At 34.8% G+C, this 16,198-nt stretch carries 14 protein-coding genes and 2 other annotated features (1 of these 16 cut by a window edge); of the genes, 5 read left to right on the top strand and 9 right to left on the bottom strand.

Annotated elements, in window-relative coordinates; genetic code table 11:
- Positions 1-95: a binding site (T-box leader), on the bottom strand; it reaches 138 nt to the left of the window's first position.
- A 54-nt stretch (positions 96-149) separates the two neighbouring features.
- Positions 150-382, bottom strand: a binding site (T-box leader).
- 98 nt (positions 383-480) lie between these two features.
- Positions 481-3,996 carry a DUF4020 domain-containing protein gene (locus ACFQZ1_RS24940; RefSeq protein WP_377884843.1) on the bottom strand — a complete coding sequence of 1,172 codons (3,516 nt, stop codon included), beginning with the start codon at positions 3,994-3,996 and terminating at the stop codon, positions 481-483.
- A gap of 206 nt (positions 3,997-4,202) precedes the next feature.
- The gene (locus ACFQZ1_RS24945; RefSeq protein WP_377884844.1) at positions 4,203-4,448 is read right to left on the bottom strand and encodes a DUF2651 family protein; all 246 of its coding nucleotides are present in this window, start codon (positions 4,446-4,448) and stop codon (positions 4,203-4,205) included.
- 156 nt (positions 4,449-4,604) lie between these two features.
- Between ACFQZ1_RS24945 and ACFQZ1_RS24950 the strand changes: the two genes are divergently transcribed.
- Positions 4,605-5,054, top strand: coding sequence for a YndM family protein (locus ACFQZ1_RS24950; RefSeq protein WP_377884980.1), 450 nt, complete (start codon positions 4,605-4,607; stop codon positions 5,052-5,054).
- A 569-nt stretch (positions 5,055-5,623) separates the two neighbouring features.
- Positions 5,624-6,790 (top strand): oxalate decarboxylase family bicupin, encoded by a 1,167-nt coding sequence (locus ACFQZ1_RS24955; protein ID WP_377884845.1) that lies wholly within the window; start codon positions 5,624-5,626, stop codon positions 6,788-6,790.
- A gap of 586 nt (positions 6,791-7,376) precedes the next feature.
- On the opposite strand, the gene ACFQZ1_RS24960 is transcribed toward ACFQZ1_RS24955, so the two are convergent.
- The 3 genes from ACFQZ1_RS24960 to ACFQZ1_RS24970 form a co-directional block, all read right to left on the bottom strand.
- Positions 7,377-8,081, bottom strand: a complete 705-nt coding sequence (locus ACFQZ1_RS24960; RefSeq protein ID WP_377884846.1) for a YoaK family protein — start codon at positions 8,079-8,081, stop codon at positions 7,377-7,379.
- A 447-nt stretch (positions 8,082-8,528) separates the two neighbouring features.
- Entirely contained in the window at positions 8,529-9,569 is a 1,041-nt protein-coding gene (locus tag ACFQZ1_RS24965) for a DUF2332 domain-containing protein (RefSeq protein ID WP_377884981.1), read from the bottom strand.
- Positions 9,570-9,818: 249 nt separating this feature from the next.
- The gene (locus ACFQZ1_RS24970; RefSeq protein WP_377884848.1) at positions 9,819-11,150 is read right to left on the bottom strand and encodes a D-serine ammonia-lyase; all 1,332 of its coding nucleotides are present in this window, start codon (positions 11,148-11,150) and stop codon (positions 9,819-9,821) included.
- Between the two features lie 184 nt (positions 11,151-11,334).
- Between ACFQZ1_RS24970 and ACFQZ1_RS24975 the strand changes: the two genes are divergently transcribed.
- Positions 11,335-11,889 (top strand): cupin domain-containing protein, encoded by a 555-nt coding sequence (locus tag ACFQZ1_RS24975; protein ID WP_377884849.1) that lies wholly within the window; start codon positions 11,335-11,337, stop codon positions 11,887-11,889.
- 505 nt (positions 11,890-12,394) lie between these two features.
- Here the strand turns inward: ACFQZ1_RS24975 and ACFQZ1_RS24980 are convergent.
- Genes ACFQZ1_RS24980 through ACFQZ1_RS24990 form a run of 3 tightly spaced genes read right to left on the bottom strand, consistent with a single transcriptional unit; the run spans position 12,395 to position 13,998 of the window.
- Positions 12,395-12,898, bottom strand: coding sequence for a GNAT family N-acetyltransferase (locus ACFQZ1_RS24980; protein ID WP_377884850.1), 504 nt, complete (start codon positions 12,896-12,898; stop codon positions 12,395-12,397).
- Between the two features lie 27 nt (positions 12,899-12,925).
- Positions 12,926-13,447 (bottom strand): cysteine hydrolase family protein, encoded by a 522-nt coding sequence (locus ACFQZ1_RS24985; protein ID WP_377884851.1) that lies wholly within the window; start codon positions 13,445-13,447, stop codon positions 12,926-12,928.
- Positions 13,447-13,998 carry a GNAT family N-acetyltransferase gene (locus ACFQZ1_RS24990; RefSeq protein WP_377884852.1) on the bottom strand — a complete coding sequence of 184 codons (552 nt, stop codon included), beginning with the start codon at positions 13,996-13,998 and terminating at the stop codon, positions 13,447-13,449. The genes ACFQZ1_RS24985 and ACFQZ1_RS24990 overlap by 1 nt, the downstream gene beginning before the upstream one ends.
- A gap of 171 nt (positions 13,999-14,169) precedes the next feature.
- On the opposite strand from ACFQZ1_RS24990, the gene ACFQZ1_RS24995 reads away from it, so the two are divergent.
- Positions 14,170-14,718 carry a DUF1572 domain-containing protein gene (locus ACFQZ1_RS24995; protein WP_377884853.1) on the top strand — a complete coding sequence of 183 codons (549 nt, stop codon included), beginning with the start codon at positions 14,170-14,172 and terminating at the stop codon, positions 14,716-14,718.
- 93 nt (positions 14,719-14,811) lie between these two features.
- Positions 14,812-15,093: a hypothetical protein gene (locus tag ACFQZ1_RS25000; protein ID WP_377884854.1), complete on the top strand. Its 282-nt coding sequence runs from the start codon at positions 14,812-14,814 to the stop codon at positions 15,091-15,093.
- Between the two features lie 69 nt (positions 15,094-15,162).
- On the opposite strand, the gene lsrB is transcribed toward ACFQZ1_RS25000, so the two are convergent.
- Positions 15,163-16,155 (bottom strand): autoinducer 2 ABC transporter substrate-binding protein LsrB, encoded by a 993-nt coding sequence (gene lsrB / locus ACFQZ1_RS25005; RefSeq protein ID WP_377884983.1) that lies wholly within the window; start codon positions 16,153-16,155, stop codon positions 15,163-15,165.
- Between the last annotated feature and the right edge of the window lie 43 nt (positions 16,156-16,198).

A 16,198-nucleotide genomic window follows, 5' to 3' on the forward strand; every position in this document is an offset into this window, starting at 1 on the left:
GTAATTCATGTTTGTTTATGTACTGGTTCACACCAACCACCAGCTCTCTGTTACAGGGAAACAACCACTACTATTTTTCCTATCATCGCGCTTTTTATTTTATTGTCATATAGGTCCGCATATATGCAAAAAGTCCCTACTGATTCATCAGTAGGGACGATTATTATCGCGGTACCACCCTAGTTGTAGACAAATATGTCTACCTCTCTTCTTTGTTAACGATCATATCGACCGTCTTTTCCTTCATAAAGACATCTGCCTTTACTACGAAAAAGATGCTCCAGGACTGTAATTCACGTTTACCTTTGTACTGATTCCCACCAACCATCAGCTCTCTTTAACAGGGAGATAAACACTACTCTGTTCCCTTCAATGCTTTATTTTTATTAAGTATTGATTTGTATTATAAAGTGTTATTTTTAACCATGTCAACATTTTTTTATTATTTTTTGAATTTTCCCTTCTGTTGCATCGTCTGTTTCACAATGATAAATGCGAATCCTTTGTACTTTGATTTATCATTCCAATACGCATCATCTCATTTTGAATACACTCAAATAGCATATTTTCGAGCTTTGTCTCAGCAAATAATTGTTGGAGATGAATCACTTCATCTTCAATATACTCTGCATTATTTATCTTTGTTAATAGAATGAAAAATAATTTTGCATATACACTAGGTTTTTGTTGAATTAGCTCACTCTTTTCTAACATCTGTTTGAACAAATATTTCAATTCTTGTTTTTCCTCATACAGTGAAGAGATAGAAAAATACGATAAAATAGCTTCAATCCCTTTTTCAGCAATAGCATCCATATGTAATACAAATCGTAGAAACATGATATACTCTCTCTCTGTTATCATACTCATTTTTGGACGTTCTATTAAAAAATCCGCAAGCCAATCTTGCCAAAATTTTTGTTGTTCTTTTATGCTCAATGTTTTTACATAATAAGATACATTTTCTATAAACTTTATTTTCCTTACCTCTTCTCCCTGAATAAAAAGAGTGTTCAGCCAGTCTATTTTTTCATCCCAATATAAAATACACTTTAAAAAGACAAAACTTAGCCATTTCATAAATACCTCTTGTGTTTGTTTATTCAACAAATGTAAATGACGCACCGCAAAAGTGATGTATTTCTTTGTTTGTATGAATAAAGGTAAGTTAATTTGAGTATTTACAAAACCAGCCCATGCATACTTTGTTTCTTCTTCACTTTGCTGCAAATCTAGACAAGGAATCATGTATTTTCTACACCAATGCTTCTCTATATGATATAGAAACGTTAAATCAGCTGTAAGCCTAACAATCATTATATTTACGTAGTATGATTTTTTTCGTAGCTGCTCTTCAAATAAATACAAATACGCATGTATATTTCGATCATATAAATGCTCATATGCAAGCAACTTTAATAAAACTGCTGTTATTTTTCCTACCGGATGCTGAACAGCCTCATTGTAGAAGTCCGATTGCTCTTTTCTTCTTCCCTGCTCTCCTTTCATTACATGAGGAAACAACGAAAAAGCAAGTTGTTTTATTGCTCGAATTGTTCCTTCTTGAAATTCTTCTAAGCGATTAATCTTTTCATACAGAAAACTACTAATAAGCCAATGATAAGTAGCTTGTCGGACAAATTGATGTAGCAATGGTAAAATCTCTTGTATTTGTTCATTTGTTAATTGCCGATTATTTCGCCACTCCCTCATTAATACAAACCACACTTCTTTACTCACTTCTTTATACCTAACTAATTGATATGCAAGAGAAATACTCCATTGTACATTTGTTTTACATGCTTTAGAAAGCACCTCTAAAAAATGATGCTTCTCAAACAGTCCTTCATGTGAATATTGAAGAACTTGCCTCATCATTTCTTCCTCTTTCATGCGCAATAAACCATCAGCTGTTAAATTGCATGTAATCGGCTGCAACGTACGCTCTTCTTGTAAATCTGGAAACTGTCTCGATGAAAAATGAGGGAATTTCTGTTTCATAAATTCATATGTTTGTTTTGTAGACTCGTTAGCTGGAGCGCACATGTAGAGCCAATCTATTAAGTTACAAGCTCCAAAATAAGTTTTCACTTCAAGCTGTTTCACTATCTTTCTTAGCACTTTTTGTTTTGTTGATTCAGATGCATCTTCATAATGATTCTTTAATAGCTGAAACACTTCATGCTTGCAAGATTCTTCCGTAAGCAATTTATGCTGTAATAACCACTCTATTTTTTCATTTTTCGTTCGGAAAACAGTATGATTCATACTATGAATTGCAATTCTCTTTTGCAGGTTGCTTCCAAATTCAAGCATAAAAGTAATATAAAAATTTGCTTTGTCTTCATAATGGGCACAAACATAATCCATACAATCTCTAACAATATTAATTAAAAATGAAAATTCACGAGGCTGACTATCTTGCTCGTGCGGTTCGATTGCACTTCGTGATTCACTAACTGTGTCGTGAATTTGAAGTGACTGCTGTTTTAACGATAATCTCTTTAATTTTTCTAATCCAATCTGTAAAATTGGTATAGCAAAATAAGAAAGATGCGGCTTCATTTTCACCTTCCATATATACTGCATCCTTGAAAAGGTTACAGCTGAAAGATGATTCGTTTCTGCTAACTCTACAACATCTGGCATCTCCTGTTCCCATTGTCTAGTTCGTTTTAATTTTAGTTTCCCATCTAACATAAATGTTAGTAAAAGAACCATGATTTCTTTATGCTCTGGATATATACATTTCTGAAATAATGACGGTAGATTTTCAATAAAAAATTCATTTATTTTCGCCTTTTCTAACAATAATAAAATCCATTTCGCAAATGAAACCTTATGTATCGGCTGTTCCATTTCTGCTAAAAATGCACATATCGTATTCCATAACAAGGCAGATATTTTCGTATTATTTTTATACATTAACTGAAATAATTCATTTTGGTGGCTTACTAAAAAATGATTTACAATCCACTGTGCAAGCAATTGATCTTTCTCAGTAGCCTCAGCTTCTTCCGAAAATAAGTTTCGTAATTGTCCCTCTTTTTCTAACCACTCCACCCATTCATAGTCTCTTGCAAACTCTACAAAATAACGAAGGGTTTCAATTTTTTTTACAGATTGTTTTATATAAGACAGCTGCTCCTGCTCTAAAGATGGCGGAACCGTTACAATATCACGAATTCGTGTTCTTTTTGTAATATAATTATCGCCCATTAGCTCTGACCATCGTTGTACTGCCTTTGCTAATGATTGATGATTTTGTGTCTTATTCGGATATACAATCGGCTTAATCCCTAAATGCTCCCAATGATATGTATTTTCTCCCTCTGCAACAAATGCATACCGTCTCGTACTAGGTGGTAATCCAGTTGCTAAATATTTCATGACAGGATCATTATGACTATAACCAATAAACAAAACCGTATAATTAGAAAATAGATCTACTAAAAACCTCCTTGCCCATCCTTCTGTTAAGTAAGCCCTTCCAAAATCACCGTCTGTTAAAATTAAATTTTCTTTTTCTTGTTCTACATTGCCATGAATATACGCTAATCCTTTAAAAGCTCTTCCAGTTGGAAGTGCAGGGGCATAATACATATTCACTTTACGCTTCGATTCTTCAAGTACCATTGTAAAATGCTGATCAAAATTTGTAGTCACAATACGAACATTCTCATCAGCCGCAAATAACTGTAAAATAGAATGGTGCAACGGATTTGGCTTTGAATACGATACTTGAACAAGATTCTTAGCAACTTGATGAACATCTTTCGTTTTCGCAATTTTTCCAAGATAATAATCATGCGGTTCGTTTTCCTCACGCTTTTCTACATATAGAGCGTTCGCAATATAATCAACTAAATCATCAAAATTTGGTAAGTTTGAATTGCCTTTCATAGATACTCCAGCTCCAACAAATAACACTAGCTTCCCTTGTTCGAGTTGATCAAATAGTTCATCTGGAATTTCTACCTCTGAAGTAATCCACATCTCGGTCCCCCCTTACCTAAAAATGTTAATTTTCTCTTTTTAATATAACATTTTTTGTGTTTTTTTAACATTCAGATAAATGAAAGGTAATAAAAATTTTTACTTTTAAAAATCAGCTCTACCTTTGAGAATAATATTTCATTTTCCTTTCAGGTCATTCAAAAATTCTTCAACTTAAAGTTAAACAGCAGTTCAAATCACTACATTCATTTAGACAAAATATATTTGAACAAAAGCCCAGTTAATATCGATAAAGCTGGATATATAATTATCCAAAATAGAAATGTTTCATTTGCATACATAATCATAAAGACTATTGAAAACAGAAAAATGATGAAAGGCATAACAAACAATTTTTTTAACCTTATATAAGCAATTGCACTTAAAATTACCGTAATAACCGGAAACAGAATGAGTACTAAAAACATCGGATTGATTAATAATTGAGTCATTATCTTTCCCCTATTTAGGTATTTGAATTAGGTGTTTATCTTTTTTACATTGATACATTGTTAATTTAACTCTACCTTACAATTTAAACTTTAAATTCCCATGTATAAATTCCCTTTTTTTTATTCAAACTAAGTAGAAAAAGAGAGGTTCAGATGATGAATCATATTACTGTTTTGCTTATAAAATTTGTATCCTGCATGATTGCTTTTGCAATTGGTTTGGATTTCTTCTTTGACGCAACGATTGTTGACATCTTTTCCTTCAGTCTATTTATCACAATTGCTTCATATATGTTAGGAGATCTAATCGTCTTACCGCGAGCGGGAAATACTGCTGCAATCATGGTTGATTTTCTGTTCACTTATATGAGTGTATGGGTTTTCGGTAGCGTACTTTTAGATAATTATATGCAAATTGCTTGGGGGAGTATTTTATCAGCAATTGTAGTTACAGTGGCAGAAATCTTCGTTCATCGTTATTTACACGGCCGTATTTCAACTGAGCAAACACGCGAAAGAAAAGGTGTTAATTTCCATCGATCGTTAGTTTACGGAACGGAATTTGCTGAAGAACAGAATGTTACAGATGCGAAAAAACGGAAATGATGCAACCTTTTTGCATCATTCTCTCAACTTCCATATAATATACAACAACATCTGCTAATACATTTCAAACAGCTAGTTACGATCATACTCCATCAGAAATAACGAAAAAGTGATCTCTTGCAAGATCACTTTTTCAATTACAATAAGTTAAATTCGTCAGTAGTTATTAATCTTAAATTCAATTGGAAAAATCCTGAGAACCATGAATTGTTCCTGAAACGTATAGTCCTAACCGATTGGAAATTCTAGTAGAACTTAATAACTACATCGAGATGAAAGAAAAATCATTTCGTAATCAGTTTAAATATATGAATTTAAAAATGAAAGTTTTGAAATATGGTTAAGCTAACTGTCCGTTCCATGTGAACTTCCGACGATGTTATATTAACTTGATGTGAATAAGATATACACCGTCATTTCCTCGCCTCTTCCTGTATTCTGTATACCTGCATACCAAACATGTTTATATCATATATTGGTACAAGCAATTATATATACCCTACCTATATGATACATAAAGCAATAATACAGGCATTGCAGTACATTGCAATGAGAAAGGAGCATGTCTTGTGGAATCACGACCTTCGAAGAAAACTGTGTATGAAAATATTCCGCACCCTATAAGAGATGACGGCGCTGGCGCGACCGATTTTGGTCCCCGGGACATCATGCGAGATATTGAAAATCCCGACATGTTCGTTCCACCGGTCACCGACGCCGGAACGATCCCTAATTTAAAGTTCTCCTTTTCCGACACCAATATGCAGTTAAATCACGGCGGTTGGTCACGGCAAATAACGATTAGAGAACTACCGATTGCAACCACGCTTGCGGGGGTGAACATGCGTCTGACACCGGGCGGTGTGCGTGAGTTACATTGGCATAAGCAAGCTGAATGGGCCTACATGATTTTAGGACGGGCACGAATCACCTCGGTCGACCAGGACGGGCGGAATTTTATAGCCGATGTCGGCGCAGGGGATTTGTGGTACTTTCCAGCCGGAATTCCACACTCGATTCAAGGACTGGAGGAAGGTTGCGAATTTCTGCTCGTGTTCGACGATGGCAGCTTCTCCGATTTCGATACCTTCTCTATTACTGATTGGCTCGCCCACACACCAAAGGACGTGCTGGCTGCGAATTTCGGTGTATCGGAAAGCGCCTTTGCTCATATCCCTACAAAACAGCGATACATTTTTCAATCAAAGGTGCCTGGCTCACTAGAAAGTCAGAAGGTCTCAGATCCTTACGGTACTGTGCCAAAAAGCTTCACACATCGGCTGCTTGCACAAGATCCGATTGTAACTCCGAGCGGGACGGTACGTATAGTTGATTCCACCAACTTCCCCATTTCAACAACAATTGCGGCGGCGTTAGTGGAAATCAAGCCAGGCGGAATGAGAGAAATGCATTGGCATCCGAATAACGATGAGTGGCAATATTATCTCTCAGGAACTGGACGCATGACGGTATTTGCAGCGAATGGCACAGCTCGAACTTTTAATTACCGGGCCGGCGATGTTGGATATGTACCGTTCGCCATGGGACATTACATCCAAAACACAGGTCATCAAAGCTTATGGTTTCTGGAGATGTTCAAAAGTAATCGCTTTGCTGACGTGTCATTGAACCAATGGATGGCGCTGACTCCAAAAGAGCTAGTAGAGGAACACTTGCATGTAGGGCCAGAATTGATGAACGCGCTACGCAAGGAAAAATGGCCTGTCATCAAATAGATGATTGTGCTTTCTTTTGTTAACTATTAATTCAACTTCTGATAACACTAATTTGTAACCCCCCCTTCAAGAAGCGATCTGAAGGGACTTTTAAAGATTTTGTGATAATTTGGTTTTATGTTAACAAAAAGTGCTTTCATATACAGAAACTACCTTTTCAGTCTACAACTATTTTTTAATCGTCTAATACTCTTTTCTATAATCTAAAACATTTTTTAATGAAACACCTGTCCCATGGTTCAATAAAAAAACCGAAATTTAGATTATTCCAGTTCATCTTTTTTATAGACGGTTAAACATTTTTCAAAACGGTACGACCTTTTATAAACAGTTAAACTCTATTTCAATCCAGCAATTTAAATGAATGTAGTAATGAAAAGACGGAAAACCCATAAAAAATAGGTGTATCAACCAAATTGTTGATACACCTTAAAACTACATTGTTAAACAACATGTGTCGTCGTGTAATAATATTCTCAGGATTTTTTATCAATTTGAGGGAATTCTTTACCGATCTACGATTTAAATGTTACCAACGCATTGCACTTCACATGAGGAATTATCAAAGCAGCATTTTTCAATTTTTTTATTTCAACGTTAAGGATTTTCTCCAATAACCTCTATCTTTATGATACAAAATAAGAGCAATCACTAAAATTCCAGATGCAATCCAAATAGATTTGATCCCTATATGAGTGGTGGAAAAAGTCCCTAACAGCACACCAAATATAAAAGAAAAAATGATAACAAGAAATTCTGTAAATCGTTTTTTCTCTTCCTGATCATGTTCTTTGAATGCTAAATATGCTGCCTGCGTTGCAATTCGAAGATTACCTGTTGTCATCGTTGAATTGTAAGCCCACTTGTCTAGTTTATTAAAAGTAGAGATCTGTAAAGATGATACAAATGAAATACACACTGTTACTACTATGTTAGGTATACTTTTTGGCAAGATACCTACAATGATTAAAACAATACATTCTAGTATGAGAATAGAGCGTCTATAACTATGTAATAAATGCCTTATATGAGGAATCTTTACTACTTCTGATATCAAAACACCTAACATAAAAGCTAAAATAGGCGGGATATAAAGCAAAGCATTTTTCCACTCTCCGTTAGCCGCTCTTATAGCGAGTAGTACTACATTTCCTGTCTGTGCATTGGCGAACACTCCGTCTCTACTAATGAAAGTATAAGCATCTAAAAAACCTCCAACTACAGCTAGCAAAACACCCAAATAAACAGAGTTTGAAGATAATGAGGGGATTGTACTTAGTTTGTCTTTCATATTATTATCTCCTTGTACCTTATATTGAAAATATTCATTTATAGTTAATATTCTATTTATACAAAAACAGCGTTACTTTAAAATCCTCCACAGTAGAATATCAACCTTATCTTGATTTCGCTTCCCTTTTCTTTTTCCCATATTAGCTATAACAATGTATAACCATACCAAGTTTTTTTACTATAATCAACACAATTATTTAACATATTTTATTTGTTTCATTTCGTTCACATTTAAAGATGTTACCCTTATAACAGAGTATCAGCTTAACGGAAAATTATCTCCGGCATGACAGTTACAGAGCACGTACAGACCGGCGATAGCCCTTTATCAAAAATAACCCCAAAAGTGTTCTTACACAGAATCACTTTTGGGGTTATCTTAAGTAATGGTCATCAATACTGATTAATTTAAATTTTAATTGAGAAAATTACGCCTATACCTATCTTAGTTAACTCTTTCCTTCAAGTTCCACTCGAACCATCTTCCATGCCCATCTGTTTCTCCAATAGTTTGATTATATTCTATACCATTTAAGAAATAGTCAAGATGAAGTTTCCTATCCCACATGTTGTTGTATAGATGAAAAACATCTCGTTTACTTCCAATCGTTTTTATTTTTTCTATTAGTCCATGCTTAGAATCTTCTGGTATTTGATTTGCAACGTGAGTATGAAAAATACAAATAGCAGTATCATTTGGAAGTTTTTCTACAACATTTGTGAGTAATGCCACTCCATCTCCTTCTATAAGTTTTACTGGATTCTCGATAAAGCATTTTGCTGCACTTTCAAATAGCGCTAATCTTTCTTCATGTTCAGGCCAAATAAGCGATTTTAGCCATAAATAGTCTTCTGAATTGTTTAAGTCACTAATATGTAAGTCTAATCCTACCTTTGAAGCTACTGGAGGACTAGCTAAGAGAAATAGCGGCGTATTATTTCCCTTTATTTCAGATGTTATATGGACATTTGAGTCCTTATCTCCATAAATCTCATTTGTTCCATATGAATAACTATACTTGTCCCATAACAATTGAAGACCAGCACTCGTTCCAATTTCTATTAGTGATAAAGGTTTCTTTACAACGTTGTAAATATAGCAAAAAACAGGATATAAATAAGCAGCGCGTCTTACTTCATTCGTCTGTACTAACTTGCTTTTTAAGATAGAAATAATTTCTTCTCTATACAATTGACAAAAATCCTTGAAATGAATAAAAGAACCTTCTATTTCCCTTGGATTCTTAGTCATACTTGGATAATACTCTTTTAAAACATGTTCTTTTCCTTTTAGCAGAAGATAATGAACAGCCCCTAACAATAAATTAGGTACTGGTTGCCCTTCTTGGGAATTCGCACTTAACTCTATTAATTCATCATCTTCTGAAATTTTTATAGATAAATACTCATAAAGTTCACTTGAATTCCTACACTCATTTTTCGCAAAGTTCTTAAATCGTTCAGATAATTGGACTTTATCCAAAATCCCCGCCTCCTGTCGATTTTAATTTTCTGATTTTACACACTATTTTATTATAATTGAAAATAATGATATGGTACATCGTTATCATTACAATTTATGGAATTGCATGAAACCATAAAGAAACTTCCATCTGTCAGCTCTTACTACCCGTTAACGAAAAATAAAAAAAGTACACCACCTTAAACTAGTGATGTACTAATGAATAAATTTAAAATAGAATATTTAACTGCCGATAAAAACCGATTACAAATTTCATCCTTTTTGATAGTATTCTTCCATAATATGAGGCGGAACCATCCCTCCACCTGTTCCCCACATGATATGCGTTGCTTGCATCATTTTTTCTTGCAGATGATTTTCTTGTATATATTGCTGTTGTTTGAACAATTGAACAGGTCCGTATACACTTGCCAATGCTGACGGCTCTAATTTGATTCCTTCTGTATCTACAAACGCTTTTAATAGTCTATATAATTCTTGATCGCTTACTGTGTAACATCCACTTAATAACGGTTCAATTACTTTCCCTACAAATCCCGATGCTCTTCCTACCGCAAGACCATCAGCTTCCGTCACATTATCAATACCAAAGTCTTGGACAGAAATTTCATCGTGAAGACCTGTCAACAACCCGATTAACATACAAGGCGAATGAGTAGGCTCTGCAAAGAAACAATGTACATGTTCACCAAATAATAATTTTAAGCCGAACGCTACGCCGCCAGGTCCGCCGCCGACACCGCATGGTAAATAAACAAATAATGGATGGTCAGCATCAACAACAATATTTTGATCCTGCAATTGTTTTTGCAAGCGAGAAGCAGCTACAGCGTATCCAAGAAAAAGATTTTTTGAATTCTCATCATCAACGAAATAACACATAGGATCCGCTTCTGCTTGTCTTCTTCCTTCTTCTACTGCTTTACTATAATCCGCTGCATATTCAATAACTGTGACATTTTTACTTCGAAGTAAATCTTTTTTCCACTGCTTTGCATCAGCAGACATATGAACTGTCACATTAAATCCTAATTTTGCACTCATAATGCCAATACTAAGCCCTAAATTCCCGGTTGAACCTACTGCGATTGAATATTGCGAGAAGAATGTGCGGAATTGATCACTATCTAAAATTGAATAATCATCTTCTTTATTTAATAAATGATGTTCCAGAGCTAAATCTTCCGCATGTTTAAGAACTTCATAAATTCCGCCTCTTGCTTTAATAGATCCTGATATAGGAAGCTGACTATCACATTTTAGTAATAAATTACCTACTATATGTTGCTCATACTCTTGTTCTAAATGTTGTTTCATAGAAGGCGTTGCAACTAAAGGGGATTCAATTATCCCATTCGTATCTTTTGTTTCAGGGAAAGCTTTCGCAATATACGGGGCAAAACGTTTTAATCTTTCCTCTGCATCCTTTACATCATCTGTAGTAAGAGGTGCTTTTTTTATTCCGGTTTCAAAATCTTCTTTATTAGGATTGACCCAAAATACTTCCTCCGTCAAAACGAGTTGATTTAGTAAAGGGTGCTTTTCTTTTAAGATTTGTATAGATGCGCTATCATACTTCTTCATTTGTGAATTCTCCCTTCTTTATCCTTATTTAATTAATATTAGCTGTTAGCATTTTAAAATTTAATTTTATTTATTATAATTAAACTAAATTTAACACATAAACGAAATAAATTAAATATATATTAATAATTTTAAATTAAATTTAATTAAAATCTTTAATAATTCATATACAAGGAGAATCAACATGAATGATATAAATGTCGGACAAAAAATAGCAGAACACCGAAAAGCGAAAGGTCTGAGTAGTCGAGAACTAGCAACACTCGTCAATGTCACACCTTCCATGTTAAGTCAAATTGAAAAAGGATCAGCAAATCCATCCCTGCAAACCCTAAAATTAATATCTAATGCATTAAATATTCCTATGTTTAATTTCTTTTTGGAAGATACAAGTGCACAAAGTTTAGTTGTAAGAGCTGATCAACGAAAAAAGATTAGTTTTCCTGAAAGTGAAAATTTGTCATACGAATTACTATCTCCCGATTTAACTGGAGCCCTCGAGCTTGCTCTTATGACTTTATTACCTCAAGCCTCTTCTTCCGAAAAACTAATAGAGCATAAAGGTGAAGAAATCGCATTTGTTTTAGAGGGAACTGTTACTCTATATTTAAATCAAGAAACATTAACTTTACACACAGGTGATAGTGTAAAAATCCCATCTTATATGAAGCATAAATGGGAAAATCCGTATAAAGAGAAAGCAGTAGTAATTTTTGCAATCACTCCTCCTACTTTTTAACTCTGCATGACATTGACTAATTTCGGCGAGAAGAACTGTGTAAGGACTTAATGAAAAACTAAATTTACTCATAAATAAGCCACCATTTCTAGGGATTTATGTAGCTTTGAAAAAAAGTTTGATCAAAAATACCTCGCAATCCCAAATTTTACGATAAATAAAAAGAATCCATTTTGAAAAAAGATTGGTCAAAATGGATTCTCCTAAGCAGATTTAAGTTTGGTTTTTATAAAAAAATTTGATCATTTCTACCTATATTGTTCTACAATCGCACCCGATTGTGGAAGATCGTCGCTTAAATCTTATTCAAGATAAGCACTCAGTTAGTGCAATAAGATTTTTTGTCCAGCCACCTTTTTTTGTCACTGCTTCAGCAGGAGTAAATGCTCCGTATTGGTTATAGTTTGTCACTATTTGGGTTATAGTCCTTTTACCTGTATCTGGATTCTCCCCTAAAGCAATGACTTTTTCTCCTTTTCCATAGTTTCGGATCAGGTCGAAATCTCTAAAGATCGCGTACGTTCCAAACTATCTCGCCGCGCTCGTCCCACGTGCTGTGGTGCCGCTCAAATCCTATCTTTTCTAGCACTCGGAAGGACGCAACATTCCAAGCGCCTACAGTCGACCAAAGCCTGTTGCGCCCGGTAGCAATCGCAGCGTCCAGGACCACTGATGCTGCCTCAGTCGCATAGCCTTTACGGTGAACGCTGCGGAACAGCTCATATGCGATCTCCGGCTCTTCAAGTGTAGAACGACCGATAATCAAGCCACAGTATCCGATGAAATCGCCTTCGTCTCGGCGGCGAATAGTGAGAAGGGAAATACCATTTTCGACTGCTCTCTTGCGCATCTCGATAATCTGGCTACGGACGGCGTCAAGAGTTGGCATGTCCACACCACGTTCACCAACTAGTTTTCTCAACCAGGCTGCATCGGATTCCTCCCACATACTCAGGTCAAGTCGTTCGGTTTTCAGCTGGAACGCCATAGGTTTAAAGAAAGCTGTCATAGTGGAAACCTCCTAGTTATTATTTTTCTAATTTAACTTTAAATCTTTTACATTTACTATATCCGCAAACCAACCTAATACTTTGTTATGATGCTGAATAATATCTTCTGCACGTAATTGCTCTGAATCAAACGTACTATGTGCACCATGAATGAGTGTTACTTTATACCCTTCACTAAAGGCACGGCGAACAGTTGTATCTACGCAATATTCGGTTTGCAGTCCACAAATAAACAGATGTTCAATTTCTTTTTCTTGCAAAACTTCCCGAAGGTTCGTTTCATGAAACGAATCAGGTGTTTCTTTTTCCACTACATCCTCATTTGGCATCGGAGTAATTTTAGAATGAATATGCCAACCCGCTGTTCCTTTTTCTAATGGATGACCTTTAGATCCATTATGTTTTACATAAATAACAGGGATATCATGCGTACGACATTTTTGAATTACCTCCTGCACATTTTCTATCAAGTCTAAACCATTATGTACAGGCACATCTGCTGTATACATTCCTTCTTGCACATCAATTACTACAAGTGCTTGTTTCATCAACAAATTCTCCCTTCATTTTTATACTCCATCATCCAACAATCTTCCAATACACCTTCATGCAATTCATGTTCTTTCAACACTTTCACTTTTTGAAAACTACACTTTTCATAACAACGAACTGCTCTTTCATTACCTATTCTTGGATCCATCGCAATTGCTACAGCTCCTAATTTGTTAACGATATATGTAATTGCGGCTTGCACAAGCTCTGTACCAATTCCTTTGTTCCAGTATGCTGTTTCTCCGATAAATTGGTCCATCCCCCATACATTTTCTTTCTCACCATATCCATATAACACTTTCCACTCTGCATCTAACGGATACATTTGTATATAACCAATAGGCTGGTCTTTATATTCTACAATACACTTTTTCTCTTTATCTTCCGAATTACTTATATAGTGCTCTCGAACTTGTTCTGGCGATTGTGGTTTGTCTCGCCCTTCGTAAAATCGTAAAACTTCAGGATCTGATAGCCAGCTTGATAATGTTTGAACATCATCTTCCGTTACAGATCGAATAACTAACTCTCCTTTTTGCAATACCATATCATCACTCCTCTCTTGCAACATTACTGTATTCGACTTTTAATGAAACAACCCTTTCTTATGAAAGAAAGGGTTGTTAAAAAATTCATATTCCACTTCGTTGAGATAAAAGGTTAAAGCAGCTAAGTATCGAATCCTTTATAAAAAGTATTTTTTAGGAGGGTGTTTATAGTGGGAATTGAAAAAGAGTATTTACGCTGTGTATTAAAAACATTTCAGTCTATGAAAAAATTAGGCGAAAATGCTATGGATCAATTAAGTTATGAAGAACTCCATATATGTCCAAATGAAGAATCTAATAGTATCGCCATTATCGTCAAACACATGTGGGGAAACATGCTTTCTAGATGGACCGATTTTTTAACTACAGATGGGGAAAAAATAACTAGAAATCGTGATGATGAATTTATTGGGCAATTCCCCTCCAAAGCAGCCTTATATCAGGCATGGAATCAAGGATGGGAAGTTTTATTTAAAGCATTGAATAGTTTAAAAGAAAACGATTTAGAAAAGACAATTCATATACGCGGAGAGGCTCATTCTGTAATTGAAGCTATTGAAAGGCAAATATCACATTATTCCTATCATATTGGCCAAATTGTATATGTAGGGAAGTTACTTAAAAATGAGAAATGGAAATGCCTTTCTGTTCCTAGAGGAAAATCTATTGAATATACGGAAAAACTCATGAGCGAACATAAAAATCTAGAGAATAAATGAAAATTGTGTAATATAAAAGGGGCTACATCTGCCCCTTTTGTTTCTATATCTAGAAAATTTTTTTCGGTCTAAGTTATTTAAAGGAGGGTGATTATGAAGCCATTCAGCATATGGTCAATAGGATTTATTGTTTTAGGGCTACTTTTATTCGGATTAAATTGGATTATAGAGGGATATTTTGAACCTATTGTCCTTATTGGGGTTATTTGTTTATTAATTGGAATTATATTAAGTTTTATCGCCATTGCTAAAAAGGAAGCAGGAAGATTAAAGTTTGTTTCACTAATATCTTTTTTTATTGTACTGTTTTTAATCAATTGGTTTGAACCTTTCCAAGTTATTCGTATTATAACTTGGCTTAAAAATATAAGCTAATTTAATAAAGCCATTCCATAAAAAAGAACAACCATATTAGGCTGTCCTTCATATGAAACTATTTATCATTTAAAAATTATACTTTTCAATGTTATCCTTTGTAAACACAACCCGTTCCGGCAATACTATAATTCCATTTCCTTCTGCTTCATAATCGTATCCTTGAATCGAATTTGGCTCCACTTTCACTTTTCCAATACCAGGAACTTCAAAACTGTCACCAACTTTTAACTTTTTACCCTTTACAACCATTTCATTTGCAACATAGGTTGCAAGTGCACCTTGTTGTTTTACATCCCACAAGCCAAACTGTTGAACTGTACCCCGCTTCACATAATCACGCATAACATTAGGTGTTGAAAAGCCAGTAATAACAACTTTCTTATCCATTTTCAAATTCTCTGCAGCTTGTGCCATTGCTGGTAATGCAGTTGCATCAGGACAAATGACTGCATTAATATCTGGATATGTTTTCAAAATACTTTCACCTACTGCTAATGATTTTTGAGCATTGTTTTCACCATACTGGGTCGTCACAATTTCCCAATTCGGATATTTTTCTTTTATAATTGCTTTCGCTTTTGTAACCCATTGATTCTGATCTGTTACTGTTGGACTAGAATAGAAGAATGCTACTTTTCCTTTATCACCAATTTGCGAAGCAGTCATTTGAATAAGCAAATTGGCCAATTGTTCTGGTGTTCCTTGACTAATATAGAAAGAGCGATCTTTCGGATTAACATCAGAATCCCATGTTAATACTGTAATTCCCTTTTTCTTTGCACGTTGTAAAGCTTGTGATAAACCGTCGACAGAAGTAGATGAAACCATAATCGCATCATAGTTTTGATTAATAAAGTTATTAATATATTTTACCTGTCCTGATACACTTGCCTCAGAAGGGCCATCGTATTTTAAATTCACCCCGAGCTTATCCGCCATTTCTTTTGCGCCTTCTCCACCCGATGTAAAGAACCCGACTCCAGTTAATTTAGGAATAAAGGCAAATTTTACATCTTTTGATTTCTTCCCATCTGATTTTGTATTTGCACATGCCATCATAGAAACAACAAACACTAATAAAACAATGAATACACTTATCTTC

Source organism: Bacillus sp. CGMCC 1.60114, from assembly GCF_042676365.1.
Classification (GTDB): domain Bacteria; phylum Bacillota; class Bacilli; order Bacillales; family Bacillaceae_G; genus Bacillus_A; species Bacillus_A rhizoplanae_A.

What these genes read in the sequence shown, in the direction of transcription:
- ACFQZ1_RS24985 (WP_377884851.1), bottom strand. Translation starts at nt 13,447, where the DNA reads ATGAAACAAGCACTTGTAGTAATTGATGTGCAAGAAGGAATGTATACA.
- ACFQZ1_RS24960 (WP_377884846.1), bottom strand. Translation starts at nt 8,081, where the DNA reads ATGAAAGACAAACTAAGTACAATCCCCTCATTATCTTCAAACTCTGTT.
- ACFQZ1_RS24975 (WP_377884849.1), top strand. Translation starts at nt 11,335, where the DNA reads ATGAATGATATAAATGTCGGACAAAAAATAGCAGAACACCGAAAAGCG.
- ACFQZ1_RS24990 (WP_377884852.1), bottom strand. Translation starts at nt 13,998, where the DNA reads ATGGTATTGCAAAAAGGAGAGTTAGTTATTCGATCTGTAACGGAAGAT.
- lsrB (WP_377884983.1), bottom strand. Translation starts at nt 16,155, where the DNA reads ATGATGGCATGTGCAAATACAAAATCAGATGGGAAGAAATCAAAAGAT.
- ACFQZ1_RS24940 (WP_377884843.1), bottom strand. Translation starts at nt 3,996, where the DNA reads ATGTGGATTACTTCAGAGGTAGAAATTCCAGATGAACTATTTGATCAA.
- ACFQZ1_RS25000 (WP_377884854.1), top strand. Translation starts at nt 14,812, where the DNA reads ATGAAGCCATTCAGCATATGGTCAATAGGATTTATTGTTTTAGGGCTA.
- ACFQZ1_RS24945 (WP_377884844.1), bottom strand. Translation starts at nt 4,448, where the DNA reads ATGACTCAATTATTAATCAATCCGATGTTTTTAGTACTCATTCTGTTT.
- ACFQZ1_RS24950 (WP_377884980.1), top strand. Translation starts at nt 4,605, where the DNA reads ATGAATCATATTACTGTTTTGCTTATAAAATTTGTATCCTGCATGATT.
- ACFQZ1_RS24970 (WP_377884848.1), bottom strand. Translation starts at nt 11,150, where the DNA reads ATGAAGAAGTATGATAGCGCATCTATACAAATCTTAAAAGAAAAGCAC.
- ACFQZ1_RS24980 (WP_377884850.1), bottom strand. Translation starts at nt 12,898, where the DNA reads ATGACAGCTTTCTTTAAACCTATGGCGTTCCAGCTGAAAACCGAACGA.